Source organism: Streptomyces tauricus (assembly GCF_014650955.1).
GTDB lineage: Bacteria > Actinomycetota > Actinomycetes > Streptomycetales > Streptomycetaceae > Streptomyces > Streptomyces tauricus.
Map to the genome: position 1 here is coordinate 97,377 of NZ_BMVY01000010.1, position 15,670 is coordinate 113,046.

The 15,670-nt window shown below is 65.8% G+C and carries 14 protein-coding genes and 1 tRNA gene; 3 read left to right on the top strand and 12 right to left on the bottom strand.

Annotated features, from left to right (window positions below; translation table 11 throughout):
• Window positions 1-2: 2 nt before the first annotated feature.
• The 4 genes from IE278_RS17990 to IE278_RS18005 form a co-directional block, all read right to left on the bottom strand.
• Window positions 3-1,301, bottom strand: coding sequence for a homoserine dehydrogenase (locus IE278_RS17990; protein ID WP_189773736.1), 1,299 nt, complete (start codon window positions 1,299-1,301; stop codon window positions 3-5).
• 151 nt (window positions 1,302-1,452) lie between these two features.
• Entirely contained in the window at window positions 1,453-2,844 is a 1,392-nt protein-coding gene (lysA, locus tag IE278_RS17995) for a diaminopimelate decarboxylase (protein ID WP_189773484.1), read from the bottom strand.
• Between the two features lie 104 nt (window positions 2,845-2,948).
• A complete protein-coding gene (gene nrtL, locus IE278_RS18000) occupies window positions 2,949-4,196 on the bottom strand; it encodes an ArgS-related anticodon-binding protein NrtL (protein WP_189773486.1) in 1,248 nt (415 codons plus the stop codon).
• Between the two features lie 127 nt (window positions 4,197-4,323).
• Complete coding sequence (locus IE278_RS18005) at window positions 4,324-4,818, bottom strand: response regulator (RefSeq protein WP_373312020.1); 495 nt, start codon at window positions 4,816-4,818, stop codon at window positions 4,324-4,326.
• Between the two features lie 210 nt (window positions 4,819-5,028).
• Here IE278_RS18005 and IE278_RS18010 point away from each other — a divergent pair.
• Window positions 5,029-5,100 (top strand) — tRNA-Arg (locus IE278_RS18010).
• A gap of 261 nt (window positions 5,101-5,361) precedes the next feature.
• On the opposite strand, the gene IE278_RS18015 is transcribed toward IE278_RS18010, so the two are convergent.
• The 8 genes from IE278_RS18015 to IE278_RS18050 form a co-directional block, all read right to left on the bottom strand.
• Complete coding sequence (locus tag IE278_RS18015) at window positions 5,362-6,750, bottom strand: tyrosine-type recombinase/integrase (RefSeq protein WP_189773489.1); 1,389 nt, start codon at window positions 6,748-6,750, stop codon at window positions 5,362-5,364.
• Window positions 6,747-6,950 carry a helix-turn-helix transcriptional regulator gene (locus IE278_RS18020; RefSeq protein ID WP_189773491.1) on the bottom strand — a complete coding sequence of 68 codons (204 nt, stop codon included), beginning with the start codon at window positions 6,948-6,950 and terminating at the stop codon, window positions 6,747-6,749. Before IE278_RS18020 ends, IE278_RS18015 begins: the two co-directional genes overlap by 4 nt.
• Window positions 6,940-8,301: a replication initiator gene (locus IE278_RS18025; protein WP_189773493.1), complete on the bottom strand. Its 1,362-nt coding sequence runs from the start codon at window positions 8,299-8,301 to the stop codon at window positions 6,940-6,942. Before IE278_RS18025 ends, IE278_RS18020 begins: the two co-directional genes overlap by 11 nt.
• The gene (locus IE278_RS18030) at window positions 8,298-8,549 is read right to left on the bottom strand and encodes a hypothetical protein (RefSeq protein WP_189773495.1); all 252 of its coding nucleotides are present in this window, start codon (window positions 8,547-8,549) and stop codon (window positions 8,298-8,300) included. The genes IE278_RS18025 and IE278_RS18030 overlap by 4 nt, the downstream gene beginning before the upstream one ends.
• 104 nt (window positions 8,550-8,653) lie before the next feature.
• Window positions 8,654-8,818, bottom strand: a complete 165-nt coding sequence (locus IE278_RS18035; RefSeq protein WP_189773759.1) for a hypothetical protein — start codon at window positions 8,816-8,818, stop codon at window positions 8,654-8,656.
• Window positions 8,819-8,850: 32 nt separating this feature from the next.
• On the bottom strand, window positions 8,851-9,045 hold the full coding sequence (locus tag IE278_RS18040; protein ID WP_055514380.1) for a hypothetical protein: 195 nt from the start codon (window positions 9,043-9,045) through the stop codon (window positions 8,851-8,853).
• Window positions 9,046-9,057: 12 nt separating this feature from the next.
• Window positions 9,058-10,377 carry an FtsK/SpoIIIE domain-containing protein gene (locus IE278_RS18045; RefSeq protein WP_189773498.1) on the bottom strand — a complete coding sequence of 440 codons (1,320 nt, stop codon included), beginning with the start codon at window positions 10,375-10,377 and terminating at the stop codon, window positions 9,058-9,060.
• Window positions 10,377-10,724, bottom strand: a complete 348-nt coding sequence (locus IE278_RS18050; protein ID WP_055514377.1) for an SCO3933 family regulatory protein — start codon at window positions 10,722-10,724, stop codon at window positions 10,377-10,379. The genes IE278_RS18045 and IE278_RS18050 overlap by 1 nt, the downstream gene beginning before the upstream one ends.
• A gap of 203 nt (window positions 10,725-10,927) precedes the next feature.
• On the opposite strand from IE278_RS18050, the gene IE278_RS18055 reads away from it, so the two are divergent.
• Window positions 10,928-11,668 carry a GntR family transcriptional regulator gene (locus IE278_RS18055; protein WP_189773500.1) on the top strand — a complete coding sequence of 247 codons (741 nt, stop codon included), beginning with the start codon at window positions 10,928-10,930 and terminating at the stop codon, window positions 11,666-11,668.
• A 678-nt stretch (window positions 11,669-12,346) separates the two neighbouring features.
• Complete coding sequence (locus IE278_RS18060) at window positions 12,347-15,376, top strand: NACHT domain-containing protein (RefSeq protein WP_189773502.1); 3,030 nt, start codon at window positions 12,347-12,349, stop codon at window positions 15,374-15,376.
• The last annotated feature ends 294 nt before the right edge of the window (window positions 15,377-15,670 follow it).

The window sequence follows — 15,670 nt, forward strand, 5'->3', positions numbered from 1 at the left end:
CGTTACTCTCCTTCAACCCGCATGATGCTGGCGACACCCCGGACGGTGTCGAGGTTGCGCAGCGCCTCGACGGTCCCCGTCAGGGACGCGTCGGACGCGCGATGGGTGACGACCACGAGGGAGGCATCGCCGCCTCCGTCGAGCCGCCCCTGCTGGCGAACCGTATCGATCGACACTCCGTGTTCGGCGAAGACGGTCGCCACCTGGGCGAGAACGCCCGGTTTGTCCGCCACGTCGAGGCTGATGTGGTAGCGGGTCACGACCTCGCCCATGGGCGAGACCGGCAGCTGGGTGTACGCCGAGTCACCCGGCCCGGTCGCGCCGCTGAGCTTGTTGCGGCAGACGGCGACCAGGTCCCCGAGGACGGCGGACGCGGTCGGCGCGCCACCGGCACCCGGCCCGTAGAACATGAGCTGCCCGGCGGCGTCGGACTCGACGAACACGGCGTTGTAGGCGCCGCGCACGGAGGCCAGCGGATGGGTCAGCGGAATCATGGCCGGGTGCACACGCGCGGTCACGGACCCCCCGTCGGCGGCCCGCTCACAGATGGCGAGCAGCTTGATGGTGCAGCCCATCGCCTTCGCGGAGGCGAAGTCGGCGGCGGTGACCTCGATCATGCCCTCGCGGTACACGTCGTCGAGGCGTACGCGCGTGTGGAAGGCGATCCCGGCGAGGATGGCGGCCTTGGCGGCGGCGTCGAAGCCCTCGACGTCGGCGGTGGGGTCGGCTTCCGCGTACCCGAGGGCCGTGGCCTCGTCGAGGGCCTCCTGGTAGCCGGCGCCCGTCGAGTCCATCTTGTCGAGGATGAAGTTGGTGGTGCCGTTCACGATGCCCAGCACGCGGTTGACCTTGTCGCCGGCGAGGGACTCGCGCAGCGGCCGGATCAGCGGGATGGCACCGGCGACGGCGGCCTCGTAGTAGAGGTCCGCGTCGTGCTCGTCGGCCGCCGCGTGCAGCGCGGCGCCGTCCTGTGCGAGGAGCGCCTTGTTGGCGGAGACCACGGACGCGCCGTGCTCGAACGCGGTGGTGATGAGCGTACGGGCCGGCTCGATGCCGCCGATGACCTCGACGACCACGTCGATGTCACCCCGTTTGACCAGGGCGGTCGCGTCGGTGGTGACCAGGGCGGGGTCGATGCCCGCACGCACCTTGGAGGGGCGTCGCACGGCGACGCCCGCCAGCTCGACGGGAGCTCCGATCCGCGCGGCGAGGTCGTCGGCGTGCGTCGTCATGATGCGCGCCACCTCTGAGCCGACGACCCCACAGCCCAGCAGCGCCACCTTCAGCGGACGCGTACGCATCATCCGACCTCGTTTCCTCATACCGTCACGGTGGGACCAGTCTCACTCACCGGACGGGGGTTTCTACCCTTCGTCCGGATCGTGAGATGTCGATTTCATTTACGCGGGGCCGGAAAACAGGAGATCTTCCGCCCCGGCTCATTCGTGCATGTCAGCCGACGTCGAGCCTGAGAAGATCCTCCTCGGTCTCGCGGCGGACGATGACCCTGGCCTCGCCGTCGCGGACCGCGACGACGGGCGGACGCAGGGCGTGGTTGTAGTTGCTCGCCATCGAGCGGCAGTACGCGCCGGTGGCCGGCACCGCGATGAGGTCACCGGGCGCCAGGTCGGAGGGCAGGAAGGCGTCCTTCACGACGATGTCACCGCTCTCGCAGTGCTTGCCGACCACGCGTACGAGCATGGGCTCGGCATCACTCGTACGGGAGACCAGGGCGACGCTGTACTCGGCGTCGTACAGCGCGGTACGGATGTTGTCGGACATGCCGCCGTCGACGGAGACGTACGTACGCAGTCCTTCGAGGGGCTTGACGGTGCCGACCTCGTAGAGCGTGAAGGCGGTGGGGCCGACGATGGCGCGCCCCGGCTCGACCGAGATACGGGGCGTCCGCAGCCGGGCGGCCTCGCACTCCCGCGTGACGATCTCACCGAGGGCCTTGGCGATCTCGTGGGGCTCGCGGGGGTCGTCGTCGCTGGTGTAGGCGATACCGAGGCCGCCACCGAGGTCGATCTCGGGCAGCTCGACCCCGTGCTCGTCACGGACCTGGGCGAGCAGCGACACGACACGCCGCGCGGCGACCTCGAACCCGGCCATGTCGAAGATCTGCGACCCGATGTGGGAGTGGATGCCGATCAGTTCGAGCCCGTCGAGGGTGAGCGCACGCCGTACGGCCTCGGCGGCCTGTCCGTCCGCGAGCGCGATCCCGAACTTCTGGTCCTCGTGCGCGGTGGCGATGAACTCGTGCGTGTGGGCCTCTACGCCGACGGTCACTCGGATCTGCACGCGCTGCCGCTTGCCGAGGCTCTGCGCGATGTGCGCGACCCGCACGATCTCCTGGAAGGAGTCGAGGACGATCCGCCCGACGCCGACCTCGATGGCCTTGGTGATCTCTTCCACGGACTTGTTGTTGCCGTGGAAGGCGATGCGGTCGGCGGGCATGCCGGCGGACAGGGCGGTGGTCAGCTCTCCCCCGGAACACACGTCCAGATTGAGCCCCTCCTCGTGCAGCCAGCGCACGACGGCACGGGAGAGGAAGGCCTTCCCGGCGTAGAACACGTCGGCGTCGTGCCCGAAGGCGGTGCGCCAGGCGCGCGCCCGCGCCCTGAAGTCGGCCTCGTCGACGAAGTAGGCGGGCGTGCCGAACTCCTCGGCGAGGTCCGCCACGTCGATCCCGCCGACACTGACCGAACCACTCTCGGTACGCGTCACGGTCTGCGCCCAGACCTTCGGGTCGAGGACGTTGAGGTCGGCCGCCGGGGCGGTGTAGTGCCCCTCGGGCAGGACATCGGCGTGGCGGGGCCCGGCGGGGTGTGCGGAACGGCTCATGTCTGTATGGCTTTCTCGGAGATCCCGGATCAGATCGGTTCGGACCGTTGCAGATCAGTTCAGATCAGTTCAGTGCGGATGACTTCAGATCAATTCAGACCTGATCAGAGATGTGTCGGGGCGTCGATGCCGAGCAGGGACAGGCCGCCGGCCAGCACCGTCCCGGCGGCTTCGGCGAGCGCGAGCCGGGAGCGGTGGGCGGCCGAGGGTTTCTCGTCGCCGAGCGGAAGCACGGTGTGCTGGAAGGCGAGCAGCGCGTCGGCGACGGTGACGAGATGCCGCGCGAGCCGGTCGGGCGCGTGGTGGCGCGCGGCGGCGGCAAGGGCGTGGGGGTAGGCGTCGAGAGCGTCGAGGATGTCGAGGAGCGTGCTGGACGCGCTTGCGCGGTCCCCGGAGGCTCCGGAGCCTCCGGCGTGTCCAAAAGCTCCGGAGTCCCCGGGTGCGGCGGAGAAACCGAGCGCGGCGGCGTTACGGCCGAGGGCCTGGCAGCGGGCGTACGCGTACCGGACACGGAAGAGGGGGTTCCGCTCGGCCTGGACGAGATGTTCGTCGGTGATGCGCGGCCGGTCGTGGGGCGCGGGGTGAAGCAGTGCCCAGCGGGCGGCGTCACGGCCGAGGGGGATGGGGTCCTGGGCGGCGGGCACGGGGCGGAGGGTGATGTTCAGGGGCGGGGACGGGGGTGCGGGCGCGTCGGGCGGGGTGGGGATATTGGGGGCGCCGGGGGCGTCGACGGTGACGCCGAGGGGGCCGGCCCAAACTGGTTCGGGCCCGGCGGGGGCGGAGGGGCCGGACCCGGCGAGGTCGGGCTCGGCGAGGTCGGGCTCGGCGAGGTCGGGCTCGGCCTCGCAGGAGATCTCGCCGGGGATCCCGGGGGAGATCTCGCCGGGGATCTCGCATGAGACACGGACGACGGCGCCCTGGGACCGCAGAATCCGGGCGAGCACCTGTGCGGTGACGGCGGCGCGGACTTCGCGGGGGTGATGCAGTTGCACGACCTGACCGGTCGGCCCGTCGGCGTACCCGTACCGCTGCCGCCGACGCAGGATCTCCGCGATGAGGGCGTGCTCCCGGCCGCTGAGGGTGATGTTGAGGAACCCGGGCCCGGTGATGTCGACCCGTGCCACGCCCGCCACTCCGCCGAGGTGGGGACGCAGGATCTCGGCGACTTCCCGAGGCGGCCGACCGGCGGGGCGGGCCAGTTGCAGGGCGACGTTGGTGGCGTAGTCCCCGCGACCGCCGGGCCCCGGCGGCACGACCTGCGCCCGCTCGGGCACGGAGACGGCGAGCTCACCGTCGTCGACCGCACGGCGCACGGCGCGCAGAACGGTGCTGGAGAGCTCGACGGGGGTCACGGGACAAGCGTAGGGGAGGAGGGGGGTGGGTAGGCGAATGGGTTTGGACGAGGGTCCGACATATGGACGCCCACGTGCCTTCTGCTTCCGGTTCTGCCGTCTGCTTCTTGCTGTGCGCGCGTCCGACTCAGTTACCGGCACGGCCGGCGCGCTCGGGCCCGCCGGGCCCGTAAAGACTCTCGGCACTGTCGAACGACGCACCGGGCCCACTGCCGGAGGCACTGCCTACACCGGTGTCGGCAGTCTCGCGCCGTTCCAGCAGCTGGTGGACGAGCCGGACCAGATCCGAGGGCTCGAAGGGCTTGGAGAGGAAGGCGTCGACGCCGACGTCGAGGCCGCTCTCGACCTCGTACTGGGTACAGGCGCTGATGATGGCGAGGGGGAGGTTGCGGGTGCGCGGATCGGCCCGGAGCCGGGCGGCGGTACGCAGCCCGTCGAGCCGGGGCATGACCACGTCGAGAGTGACCACATCGGGCCGCACCTGGTGGATGACGTCCAGGCACTCGACACCGTCAGCCGCGGTCACGACCTCGAAACCCTCCAGTTCGAGGTTGACCCTGATCAGTTGCCGGATGACCTTGTTGTCGTCCACAACAAGCACCCGACCCGACGCGCCTGGCACAACTCGAGAGTAGGTCGGCGCGCGGGTTCGCGTCCGGCTTTTCCCTACTTCCACCCCGTGAGGGGGATCCCGACCTGTCCACCGGCCCAAGATCCAACCGCCCTCCGGGCAACGCCCGACACCCTCTCCCCCACCCCCGAAATCCGTTCATGAACACCCGGAGAGAGCTGGTAGTGTTCAACCCGTCGCCGCAACCACAGCGGCCGACACGCCCCCGTAGCTCAGGGGATAGAGCAACGGCCTCCGGAGCCGTGTGCGCAGGTTCGAATCCTGCCGGGGGCACACTGTGTAAGTGTGCCCAAGACCCCGCCGTCAGCGGTTTCGCTGAGGACGGGGTCTTCGCGTGTCTGGGGGCGTGTGCAGGCAGAGGCCGCCGAAAGCAGGCGTTTGCCAGTGATCACGTAATGACGACGTAATGACCTTGGCGACCCTTCTGGCAGGTCAACGGCCCTTTGCCGCCCCCTTGAGCGTAGCTTTCCGACACACCTCCGACACGACGAAAAGCCCCGGATCACTCCGGGGCTCGCGTGAGGGGCCTGTCGGTCAGTGTTCGGTGTCGACCCCCTCCCCCAGACCCTTCAGGATCCGGTCGTTCATCTCCTGCTCCTGGCCGTCGATGCACTTGGCGTAGATCTTCAGCAGGACGTCGACCGAGTGACCGGCACGGGCCGCGACTTCCGGGGCGGGTACGCCGGAGTTGAGCCACTGGGAGACGCCCGCGTGACGCAGGTCGTACGGACGGAAGGCCAGAACCGACGACACCTGGTGCGGTACGAGCGCCAGCTCCCGAGCCTGCTTCCACGCCCGGGAGTACGACGAGGCCGCGATCACGTTTCCTCGTTCGCTGGAGAACAGCCGGCCATCGGTGGCTGTACCGAACTCCTTCAGGTGCTCACGCAGCAGTGCCACCAGCGGAGGCGGTATCGGCACGATGCGCACTTCGCCGCGCGCTCGCTGCTTCAGGCCGCGCCGGTCATGAGCCTCGCCGGAGTCTGTCCACGCCTTCCCAGCCGTGGGACGGGTCTCCGTCAGCTCGATCCGACCCCAGCCGGATGCCGGAAGCGTGCAGTCGGAACGGCGGAGTCCCAGCGCCTCGCCCGGCCGCATGGCCGCGTAGTACAGGCACCCGAAGAACGCCTTCAGCCGCCGCCCGCTCGCACGGTCGTAGCCGCCGACGTAGGTGAGGGCGGTCAGCAGTTTCCGAGCCTGCCGAGGGTTGACCACCACCCGACGGTCAACTTCCTGCACCGCACTCTTGCCCCGCTTACGCCGCACCCGACTCAGCGGGTTGGAGGGCAGGTGTTCCAACTCCACAGCGTATTCCAGCGCGTTGAAGGCGACCGCCCTGCGCCGACGATACGTCTGGGTTGCCGCGGGCTTGCCGTCCAGCCTCCGGCTCAACCCGTCGATCAGTTCATGCACTCGGGCGATCTCCTGCAACTCCCCGACGGGAAGCGAGGCTCTTTCGATCCACCGAACGGCCGCCGCGATCTCCTCTGGCCGCTCCCGCTCCCTACGAGGAACCGGCAGAACATACGAGCGCAGCGCCCGCCGCAGCACCTCGGGAGTGGGTCGCCCCCTCCCCGGCTTCACGAGGAGGGGAACGACCGTCGCCAAGGCATCAGTCATGCTGTCCCGTTGCTTCGCTGACGCTTCCGCCCAGCGCGCTTCCACGTACCTCCGCGCCAGGTCGAGGAACGACAAGGCCGCTTTCCCTCCGCGAAGCGAGTCGGGCAGACCGGTGACTGTGTCGAACGGTTCGCCCTTGTCAGCAGCACGGAGGAGCTTGGCCCGGAAGCGGTCCGCAAGCGCCTTCGTCTTGTGCGACTCGTGGAACGGCTCGCCGTCCACGGACCAGCGAACGAGGTAGGTCGGTTTCTTGGCGGAGCGGTTGATACTCAGCTTCCAGATCACGACCTTGTACGACTTCACGACGCAGCCCCCTCTGCACGCTGCTCCAACCAGTCGTTGAGCGCGTCTCGCCGGACCCGTAACTCGCCGTTGGGTAACCGGATACAGCGCGGGGCTATGCGCAGTTCCCGCCAGCGATAGAAGGTGCGCCGGGAGATCCCGCCCAGTTCGTCGAGCACCTGCCACACGGTGAGCAGTTCGGCCGACCTCTCACGCGCCATGAGGATCACCGCTCTCCCGCATCGACGCGGCCAGGAGCGCGGCCTCCGGCGAGTAGCCGCGCCCGGCGTAGCGCCACTGGCCGACCGTGACGGTTGGTCGTTCGCCGATACCGAGAGCCGTCCTCTGTTCCTCCGCGCGGTGGTCTGCACGGGCTCGACGGAGTGCGGTCAGAGTGGTGGAGTAGCGGCGTGACTTGGTGGAGAAGTGGCCGCCGTAGCCGAGCATGTGCGCCCAGCGCCGTAACCCGAGAGGTTCGAACGGGGGCAGGCCGCCGAGCCACCAGCAGGTGCTGATCAGGCGGAGTACGTGGGCCCGTACGGGCAGCATGACCAGGTCACGTGCGTGGTGAACCCGGCCGTCCACCGCGCCGGCGGACTCCGCTCCCTTGGCCGCGTACTTGGCGATGTAGCCCGCGACAGCAGCCGAGGTCAGCCGTTCCCCCGCGCCGAACGCCGCGATGGGGCGCACGTCGACCTGTTCGCCGAACCTCAGCACCCGAGGACCGATGACCTCCGCGCCCGGAGCAACGAGCCGAACCCGCACGACGACCGCCCGCACGGCCTCCGCCAGGAGGCTCGTCGTCGCCCAGCCAGGCGGGACCGAGGCCGGTCCGTCCGGGCCATCAAGGCGGATCACGGCATGGAAGTGGACCAAGCCGCGCCGCTGATACTCGGCAACCTTCGCATACGACAGCCTCACAGCCTCGCTGATCTCCGTACGGGACAGCCCGACCCTCCGGGCGATCTCGCGGCGCAACTCCAGCCCGAAGCGGTGCCAGAGTTGCCCGGCGTGCGCCTGCCAGAGCACAGCCCCGGCGTAGTCGTAGCAGCGCGGGCAGAGCGGTTCGCCGAGCCGGGGGTCCTTCACAGCGTGCCGCTCGTGGCAGCCGCCCGGCGATCCGTGTCGGCAGCGCTCCCCCGCCTTCCGGGGACGGCAGGCGCGTACCCGTCCGTCTCGTTCACGGCGAGTGTGGACCGGGCCGAAGCTGGGAGCGGTCAGGGTGGCGAACACCCGAGGATGCCCGCTCACCTCCTCCGTGACGTTCTTGCCGCCGACGAGTCCGGCCCTGATCAGCTGATACGTGTCTGCCCGGTAGAGCCGGGAGCAGGTCGGGCAGACGGTCGCCCGACGGTTGCCGCACGCGGTCAGCAGCCGACCGCCGTAGACGTCCGACTCGTACGAGAACAGTGCCTCGCCGGTAGTCGTGTCGAAGACGGTTGCCCCGCCGACCAGGTGAATCGGGTTGGTGCAGCCGCCGAGGCGGACGATGTTGCGCCGCCAGGCCGCGAATTCGGGCTCCGCTGCTTTGGCGACCAAGGCCGCGACGTTCTCTGGGAGAAGCACGGTCATCGCCGATCACCGCCCCCGAACGCCTGCCACATCACGGCGGTGATCCCCTGCGGTCGGGTCTTGGCGCTGAACCTGAGTGTCGGATCGGTCAGCCAGAGTGCGGCGGCATGCGCCGGGCACAGGTGTTGCTCGAAACCGTCGAGCCCGACGAGGACGATCTGTTCCCGTCCTACGCAGGTCGGCCGTTCTTTCTCCCTCAACTCGCAGTCCGGATGAGGGGATTTGCGCGAACGATGCGCGGTGGACAAAGTGTGAGTGCTCCTTTCACTGCTCATGTGGCGGATGGAGTGGGTTCCTGACGGGGTCGGGTTTGGCGACTTCGCGCCCCGTCGGGAGCCCGTCGTACGGGCGGTCACTGCCACTCCTCGGGCGGCACCCCAACGGCGTCGACCAGGACGGCCACGGACACGTGCCGCGGTAAGAGGACCGCAGGATTGGCGGTCGGGAAGTCGACCAGCTCCCTCAAACCGGCCAGGAAGGCGGCGCGGTCACCGGAGCGGATGACGTAGTCGGACACGGGAGATCCCCTTCTCGGATCAGCGGGTGTGTTCAGAAGCGGAGTTGGCCAAGGAAGCCGTTCACGCCGTCGAGGAGCGTTTGGACGAACGGCGCGGCCACGGTCCGGGAGAGCAGGAAGCCGAAGGTTCCGCAGATCAGCGCATCGGCCCACCTCAGGTAGCGGATGCGCAGGAGGAACCAGATCAGCAGGCCGAGCAGCAACACGGCGGACATGGACACCAGCACGGCAGGCCCCTTTCACTGCGCTTCGACGCGCAGTTCGGAGAGGACCGGGGTCAGGTGCGCGTACTCGGCGGCCACTGCCTCCGCCTCCACCTCCGTGATCAGGTGCGACCGGGCGCGTTCCCAGCCGTCGCCGGAAGCCAGGACAGCTGTGCCGGCCTGTTCCGGGGTGATGGCCTGCGCCGCCTTGAGCGCGTCAGGGTTGAGGTCACCGAGCGCCATCTCTGCCGTACCGGGGTCGGCCACGCGGTGACACACACGGCCGCCGAGCTGGGCCCGAAGTGCGGTGACACCGGGTCCCAGGTCGGAACCGACACGTTGACCGGCGACGACGAGGAAGACTCCGAGGGCCGCGCCAAGCTGAGCGAGACGGATCAGTGCCGTACCGGCCGCCTGCGCTTCGTCCTTCTCGTTCCGGCTGGCGACGAGGAAGAGTTCCGCGATCTCGTCAACGATCACGACAACCGGGACCGGACGTTCCTTGTCGGATAAGCCCCAGATGTTGCGGACGCGAGCCGCCCGGCAGACGGTCATGCGGTCGAGGGTGAGGTCTACGAGTGCGGTGAGCAGTTGGACCGCCTGCTCCCTGTTGGTCGCGAGGGCGGACAACCGCGTTTCGTAGAGGGACAGTTCCATGCCGCCCTTGCAGTCGATGCCGACCAGCGCGACGGGTTGCGGGGCGAGGCCTGCCACGAGTGCGTTGATGAGCGTCGACTTGCCGGAGCGGGTGGCTCCAACGATCAGCCAGTGCGGTATGCGCCGTAGATCGAGCACCCACGCGGTACCGGTCTCCAACACGCCTACCGCCACACGGAGCAGATGACCGGGCCCGCGCTGCTTCGGCACCCGAGGAGCCGCCAACGAATCGGACACCGAGGCGGCGACGCGCACGGTCCCCGGCTTCCAGGAGGTCACGCGCACCGCGTGAACCTGCCAGTCCTCAGCCATGGCGGGAGCCGCCTTGACGAAGTCCTCGGGCACCTGCCCCGGTAACAGCCGTACCAGCAGCCAGAACCCGCCGGTGGTCGGCCGTACGAGACCGCGCCGGGGCACACGCGGTTGAGGCGGAGGTGCCCCGTTGCCGACGAGCCCGGACACCACGGTCAGTGCCGGCCGACGGCTGACAGCCAGTCCGCACCCGGCCATCAGGGCTCGCCAGGTGTACATCACTCGGAGGGCGGTGGCCGGGTAGCCGAGTAACAGCCACCAGGCCAACGGATAGCGGCGGCGCAGGACCGGGCCTGTGATGACCAGGCCCGACACCAGCACGGTGGCCACCAGCAGAACCCAACTCGGCCAGGTCTCCCGGCCCGAGGACGCGGAGGCCAGGATCATCACTGCGCAGCCCCCTTGCCCGCCGAAGTGGGAGCGCTCAGGGGCCGTATCTCCGCGGCACGGAAGGCGACGCCGTGCCGCCCGTCGTTCTCCCACGGAGTGGCGACCAGGTCCCGCACGGCCACCGGCATACCGAGCTGGATGCCGACCGGCTCCCCGGCGACGCTCACGTTCACGACGTCCGCGGAACCTCCCGCCATCAGGCAGAGGCCGACTTGGTACACGGTCTTTCCGGTCTCACGGTCAACACGAAGCTGACCGGTCTCACGGTTGGCAACCCGCGGAGCAGGGGGAACGGCACAGATGATCCCCGTGAACTTCGCGGTGTCGATCGGAAGGCTTGCCACTGTTCGGATCTCCTCATCTCTGGCACCCGAAGGCTGACCCTTCGAGTTGCTTTACCACCCGTACTACGGGTGACGAGAACAAGAGTGACCACCCGTAGTACGGGTTGTCAACCGTCTAGTGATGAGCGAAGCTGTTCACGACCGTGGACAAGCTGTCTACGGAAACGCACAACCGCAGAGGTCACGGCCACGGAGGGCCCCACATGCCGCCGAAGAACACGCAGCCGAAGTACCGGCAGATCGCCGACTACCTGCGCGAAGGCATCCTGAACGGCACCTACCCGGCCGGCCAACCGCTCCCGTCGGAGGAATCGTTGGCGAAACAGTTCGGAGTGACGCGCCCGACTGTGCGCCAAGGGCTCACAGAGCTTCGGGCGTCGGGTCTGGTCGAGGCCATCATGGGCCGCGGTACGTTCGCCCGCTCCCCTCACGGCCGTCCCAGTCACACGCGCCCGCGCGGCGTACGCCGGACCACGGACGGTCGATACTCCGAGGCCGACGGGCTCCGCTGGACGGATGCCGAGCCACCCGTAGCCACCCGTACCGACGCCCCGTTGGCCCTGGCGGATCTGCTTCGCATCCCGCCGGGCGAGCCGATGTTCACGTACGACGCCCTACAGACGGCGGACCAGGGCCACTTGCGCCAGCTCCACCGGACGCACGTGCCATTCTCGGTACTCCTCGACACCAAGTACGAGGAGGAGGCCCCGCCGCCAGCACCGGGTCTCTACAACGCGCTCGCCGAGCTGGGCCACGAACTCCACTTCACGGAGTACATCCGCACCCGCATGCCGCTGCCGGACCAGGCCCAAGCTTTGCGGCTATCGGACGGAGTCCCACTCCTACACGTCCTCCGCGTGACGCTCACAGAGACAGACCGACCCTTGGCGCTGGAAGAGTTTCACTTGCCGGGAGACGAGTTGGAGCTCTCATTCAGGCTGTAGCGAACCATGGTTGGCTCAGACTTTCTCTACGTCATCAAGTGCCCGCGCAAGCGCGGGCTGGCCCCTGGGTCCCGACCCCTCTGCGCCTTCGGCGCCGGGGCCGGGACCCTGGGGCCGCAACAGGCTACGGCCCACGAGTAAAGACCTGGACACGGAGTGCTCCGGTCAGAACGTGCCTCCGGCGGGGGCTCTCGGGCTCCGAGATGGCGAGGGCTCTGTTCGCGGGTGCCGGCCGAGTGTGGTGTACGTGGGGTGCTCCCATCCCGTCTGCCGTCGACCCAGGCAGAGCCGAGCAGTCGCGGCCCAGGGCGTCAAGGTCGTTCGTCCGGCGGGGCGCTCCACCTTGACGCCCTGAACCACGCCCGCTCCACGGTGTGTGGGTCGACGGCAGACGGGATGGGAGCTGGGGTGAGTGGTGCGTTGAGGCGGAGTCGCGCCCTGGATCACGCGAGATGCACCCACCAGCGGTTCGCAGGCGCGCAAACGGCCCGCGATCTGTGGCTCCGTCCGGCCCATCGACGTGCGTGCGGGGTGATGGACCGCCCAACGGGTCGGTGGGCACTCAGAAAGCAAGAGAATCAACGATCGCGGGCAGCGAAGTTCCCGTTTACGCCACAACTAGGCGTGCGTGCGTGCTGTACTACCTCATGTAGACCGTTTCATGGAGGGGGCGCCCCAATGGATCTAGCCATTACACCAAGCGTTGCTAAGGTAGTGGCTCCTCTAACGTCAAAACTGGTTGCAAAGATTTTCCAGAAAGAATCCGGGGGTGCCGGGCTAGTAGGCAACCCTGTGAGAATTTCATCATACGTTTCCTTCAAGGGTGAAAAATCCGTACTCACTGAGGCAGAGATTCAGAATCTAGTAACTCGACTGGTCGAGAATGCCACTACGAGCTCCCCTCATGAATATCGCGAAATTGGCGATGAGCAGGAAGCTATCGCTGGTGCCCTTTATCGAACACTGCTCTCCTTGGGGCAGATTACTATGAGTGACCTGCAGGCCGTGGAACTTGGCTATCAAGACTTTGCGACTGAATTGAGGCGTGTCGACCCGCATGCCGCCTCCGACTTATCCGGTGATGCCGAGTCTCTGTATGACAATCTCCTTGAGGTTTGCTGTCTGTACATTCTGAATTTTTTCACGAGTCGATCGACATTTATCCAAAGAACTCAAGTCGAGAACTCTCGTCGGATCGCGCGTCAATCCCGCCAACTTGCTGCACTAACGAGTCGCATACCAAGTCAAAATAGTGCAGACATAGCGTTTGAGGAGAGCTATGCGGAAGCGGTGAAGGCCGAGCATGGCAAGGTTCGCATATTTGGCCTTGATCTAGACCGTTCCCGTGGGCGCGGATGGGATCTGGACACAGCATATCTGAATTTGGAGGCAGCACGCCCGGAAACCGATCAGAACGTCGAAACACACGGCGAACTCGATACAGAGGCTTGGAGTGCCTCGAGTGCGCCTCAGCGGGTGGACGAAGTTCTGCGCGAAAGGCCCCGAGTTCTGCTTCGTGGGCAAGCAGGGGCCGGTAAATCAACGCTTATTCAGTGGCTGGCCGTAAGCTCTGCCTTCGGTTCATTCAGCGAGGAGCTCGCCTCGTTGAATTATCGCATTCCGTTTGTCCTGAGGATGCGTAAAATGTCCCGCCAAGGAGTCTTGCAGCCGAGGCCAGCACAGTTTCTCGAAGTAGACGACAATCTTCGCGCAGAAAGCCAACCAGATGGTTGGGCCGATCGAGTCTTGCGTAGCGGACGAGCGCTGCTGCTCATTGATGGCATGGACGAAGTCAGCAGCATCGAGCGTGACGAAGCGCGTGATTGGCTGGAGCGTCTCCTAGCTCTCTATCCTGAAACGAGAACGGTCGTCACGGTCAGACCAGCTGCCGTACCTCCCGGATGGCTTAAACACCTAAATTTCGAAGAATTGTCGCTGTGCCCCATGAGTCCAGAGGACCGCGAAGTTTTTATTCAGCGATGGCACAGCGCAGCCCTATCTTTTGCTAATTCCGATGGCGAGGGGTTTGAAGGGAAACGCGAGAGTCAAGAGTTGACCGCCTTACAGGAAAGCCTTCTTCGTTCCCTCGGAAGCTCGCCTGACCTGTCAGCCCTGACGGACAGTCCGCTGCTGTGCGCCATGATCTGTGCATTGCACAGAGAATGGGACGGGACGCTCCCTAAACGGCGTATGGATGTCTACCGTGCTGCTCTGAGCATGCTCTTGGTCCGTCGAGATCAGCAGCGCAGAGTGAAGCCATCGGAAGGCACCAATATCGGAGAAGAAGAGCAGCTGGCAATTTTGCAGAAGATCGCTGCGTGGCTTGTCATTAATCAGAAGGTAGAAGGTGAACACAGCCGCGCAGTCGATCAGGTAAACAAACTTCTCCCTAGTCTGCCTGACGTCCAACGCAGCGGAAGCGCTGACCGCGTATTCTCACATCTTGTCAATCGATCCGGGTTAATTCGAGAGACAAGCGTCGAGACCTTCGACTTTATACATCGCACATTTCAAGACTATTTGGCAGCCAAAGAATTCAAAGAGGAAAAAAGTTTCGGACTCTTGGCCAGTAAAGCTGAGAGTGATCAATGGACTGACGTGATCCGGATGGCCGTGGGACATTGTGACCCAATTGATCGCGGGGCATTAATCAAAGAGATCATCACGAAGGCAGGTAAGGCGAATGCGGAAGGTCGTCGCCGAATCTACCTCCTGCTCGGCAGTTGCCTAACTTACGCATCGCGTCTCGATAATCATGTACGCGCTCAAGTTCTAGAAGCGGTCAAGAGCATTATGCCCCCTCAGGAAAACGAGGCGGATCAGTGGGCAATGGTGGGTGAGCCCGTCCTGCCCCTCCTGGCTGAATGTGCGCAAGATGGCAACTTTCAACACTTCCACCCTCACATAGCGGTACTTGCTGCAGGCAATGAGGCGATCCCCTATCTGCGTGAACTGGTACACTCTGGGCACCCAGACAGAGTGCATGCCACCCTGCAGGAATGGTCAGCCTATGATGTCCATTTGTTTGCTTCGAGAGTAATGGCCGGGGCTGATCTTTCGCAATGCAGAGTCACGGCTGACACTCGGGCCAGACTTCAGGAAATTCCATCGCTTGGCAGGCTGAAATTTCTTCACTGTGTGGGAAATCCCTCTCAGGACGACGTTGATGAACGTCTAGGAAACTTGAATGCTGGTTGGCTCGTTCTTTCCGGTGACCGCCTTCGCGATATCTCTTTCCTCTCCAATGCGCGCGACTTGAGAGGATTGTCGCTGTTTGATTGCGGTCAACTGAACGACCTGTCTCCGGTCAAACTCACCCACATTAAGGGGCTTTACGTCAACGACGTGGGCAGCAATGTAACGGGTGCAGATGTTTCCACCATTGCATGCCAAACCAGTTCGATTGAGATTTTGGGAGTTCCTGTCCGCTCTCTGGCCTCACTGGCCGACTTTTCCCCTAATCCGAGGCTGAGGAAAGTTCTTCTTTACAGTGTCACCGACTATGAGCGGACGGACTTGCTGCGGCAGGCATTTCCAAACGTCCAAAGTATCTACATGGAAGTCGAGGATCAGGGTTCCCCGTTGGACCTTACGGTAATTAGGGGGCACTCCATCCAAGTGGCACTAGGTTCCCGCGAGCGACCTGAGATCTTGGGAGAGGAGCTGGTGACCACGTCGAATATCTCCTTCGAAGTCGAAGAGGAATAGACGCGCCTTCAGCCGTGTGATCCGAGGGAGTTGGGTGATCAGCTCGATGTGGACTCAACTCTGGAGACGCTATTACCCCAGAGCGCGCTTGTCGGGTCGCTGTGGAGAGGTCCTGAAGACGATCTTGCGATAGCGGCTCCAGAGCAGCACCGTGCTTGGCTAGGACTGGGCCGGCAGACGAGGCCTATGTTCGCGCAAGATCTTCGAGAGTGGCCGAGTGCGTGCATCGGCGAGCACGGCACGTTGGACATAGCTGTGAGTGGTGAGCTGATTGGATCCTTCGCCTCGTCACCG

Coding starts and splice junctions, on each gene's coding strand:
- IE278_RS17990 (WP_189773736.1), bottom strand. CDS start 1,301: ATGCGTACGCGTCCGCTGAAGGTGGCGCTGCTGGGCTGTGGGGTCGTC.
- lysA (WP_189773484.1), bottom strand. CDS start 2,844: ATGAGCCGTTCCGCACACCCCGCCGGGCCCCGCCACGCCGATGTCCTG.
- IE278_RS18020 (WP_189773491.1), bottom strand. CDS start 6,950: ATGGCGCGTGAGAGGTCGGCCGAACTGCTCACCGTGTGGCAGGTGCTC.
- IE278_RS18025 (WP_189773493.1), bottom strand. CDS start 8,301: ATGACCGTGCTTCTCCCAGAGAACGTCGCGGCCTTGGTCGCCAAAGCA.
- IE278_RS18045 (WP_189773498.1), bottom strand. CDS start 10,377: ATGATCCTGGCCTCCGCGTCCTCGGGCCGGGAGACCTGGCCGAGTTGG.
- IE278_RS18055 (WP_189773500.1), top strand. CDS start 10,928: ATGCCGCCGAAGAACACGCAGCCGAAGTACCGGCAGATCGCCGACTAC.
- IE278_RS18060 (WP_189773502.1), top strand. CDS start 12,347: ATGGATCTAGCCATTACACCAAGCGTTGCTAAGGTAGTGGCTCCTCTA.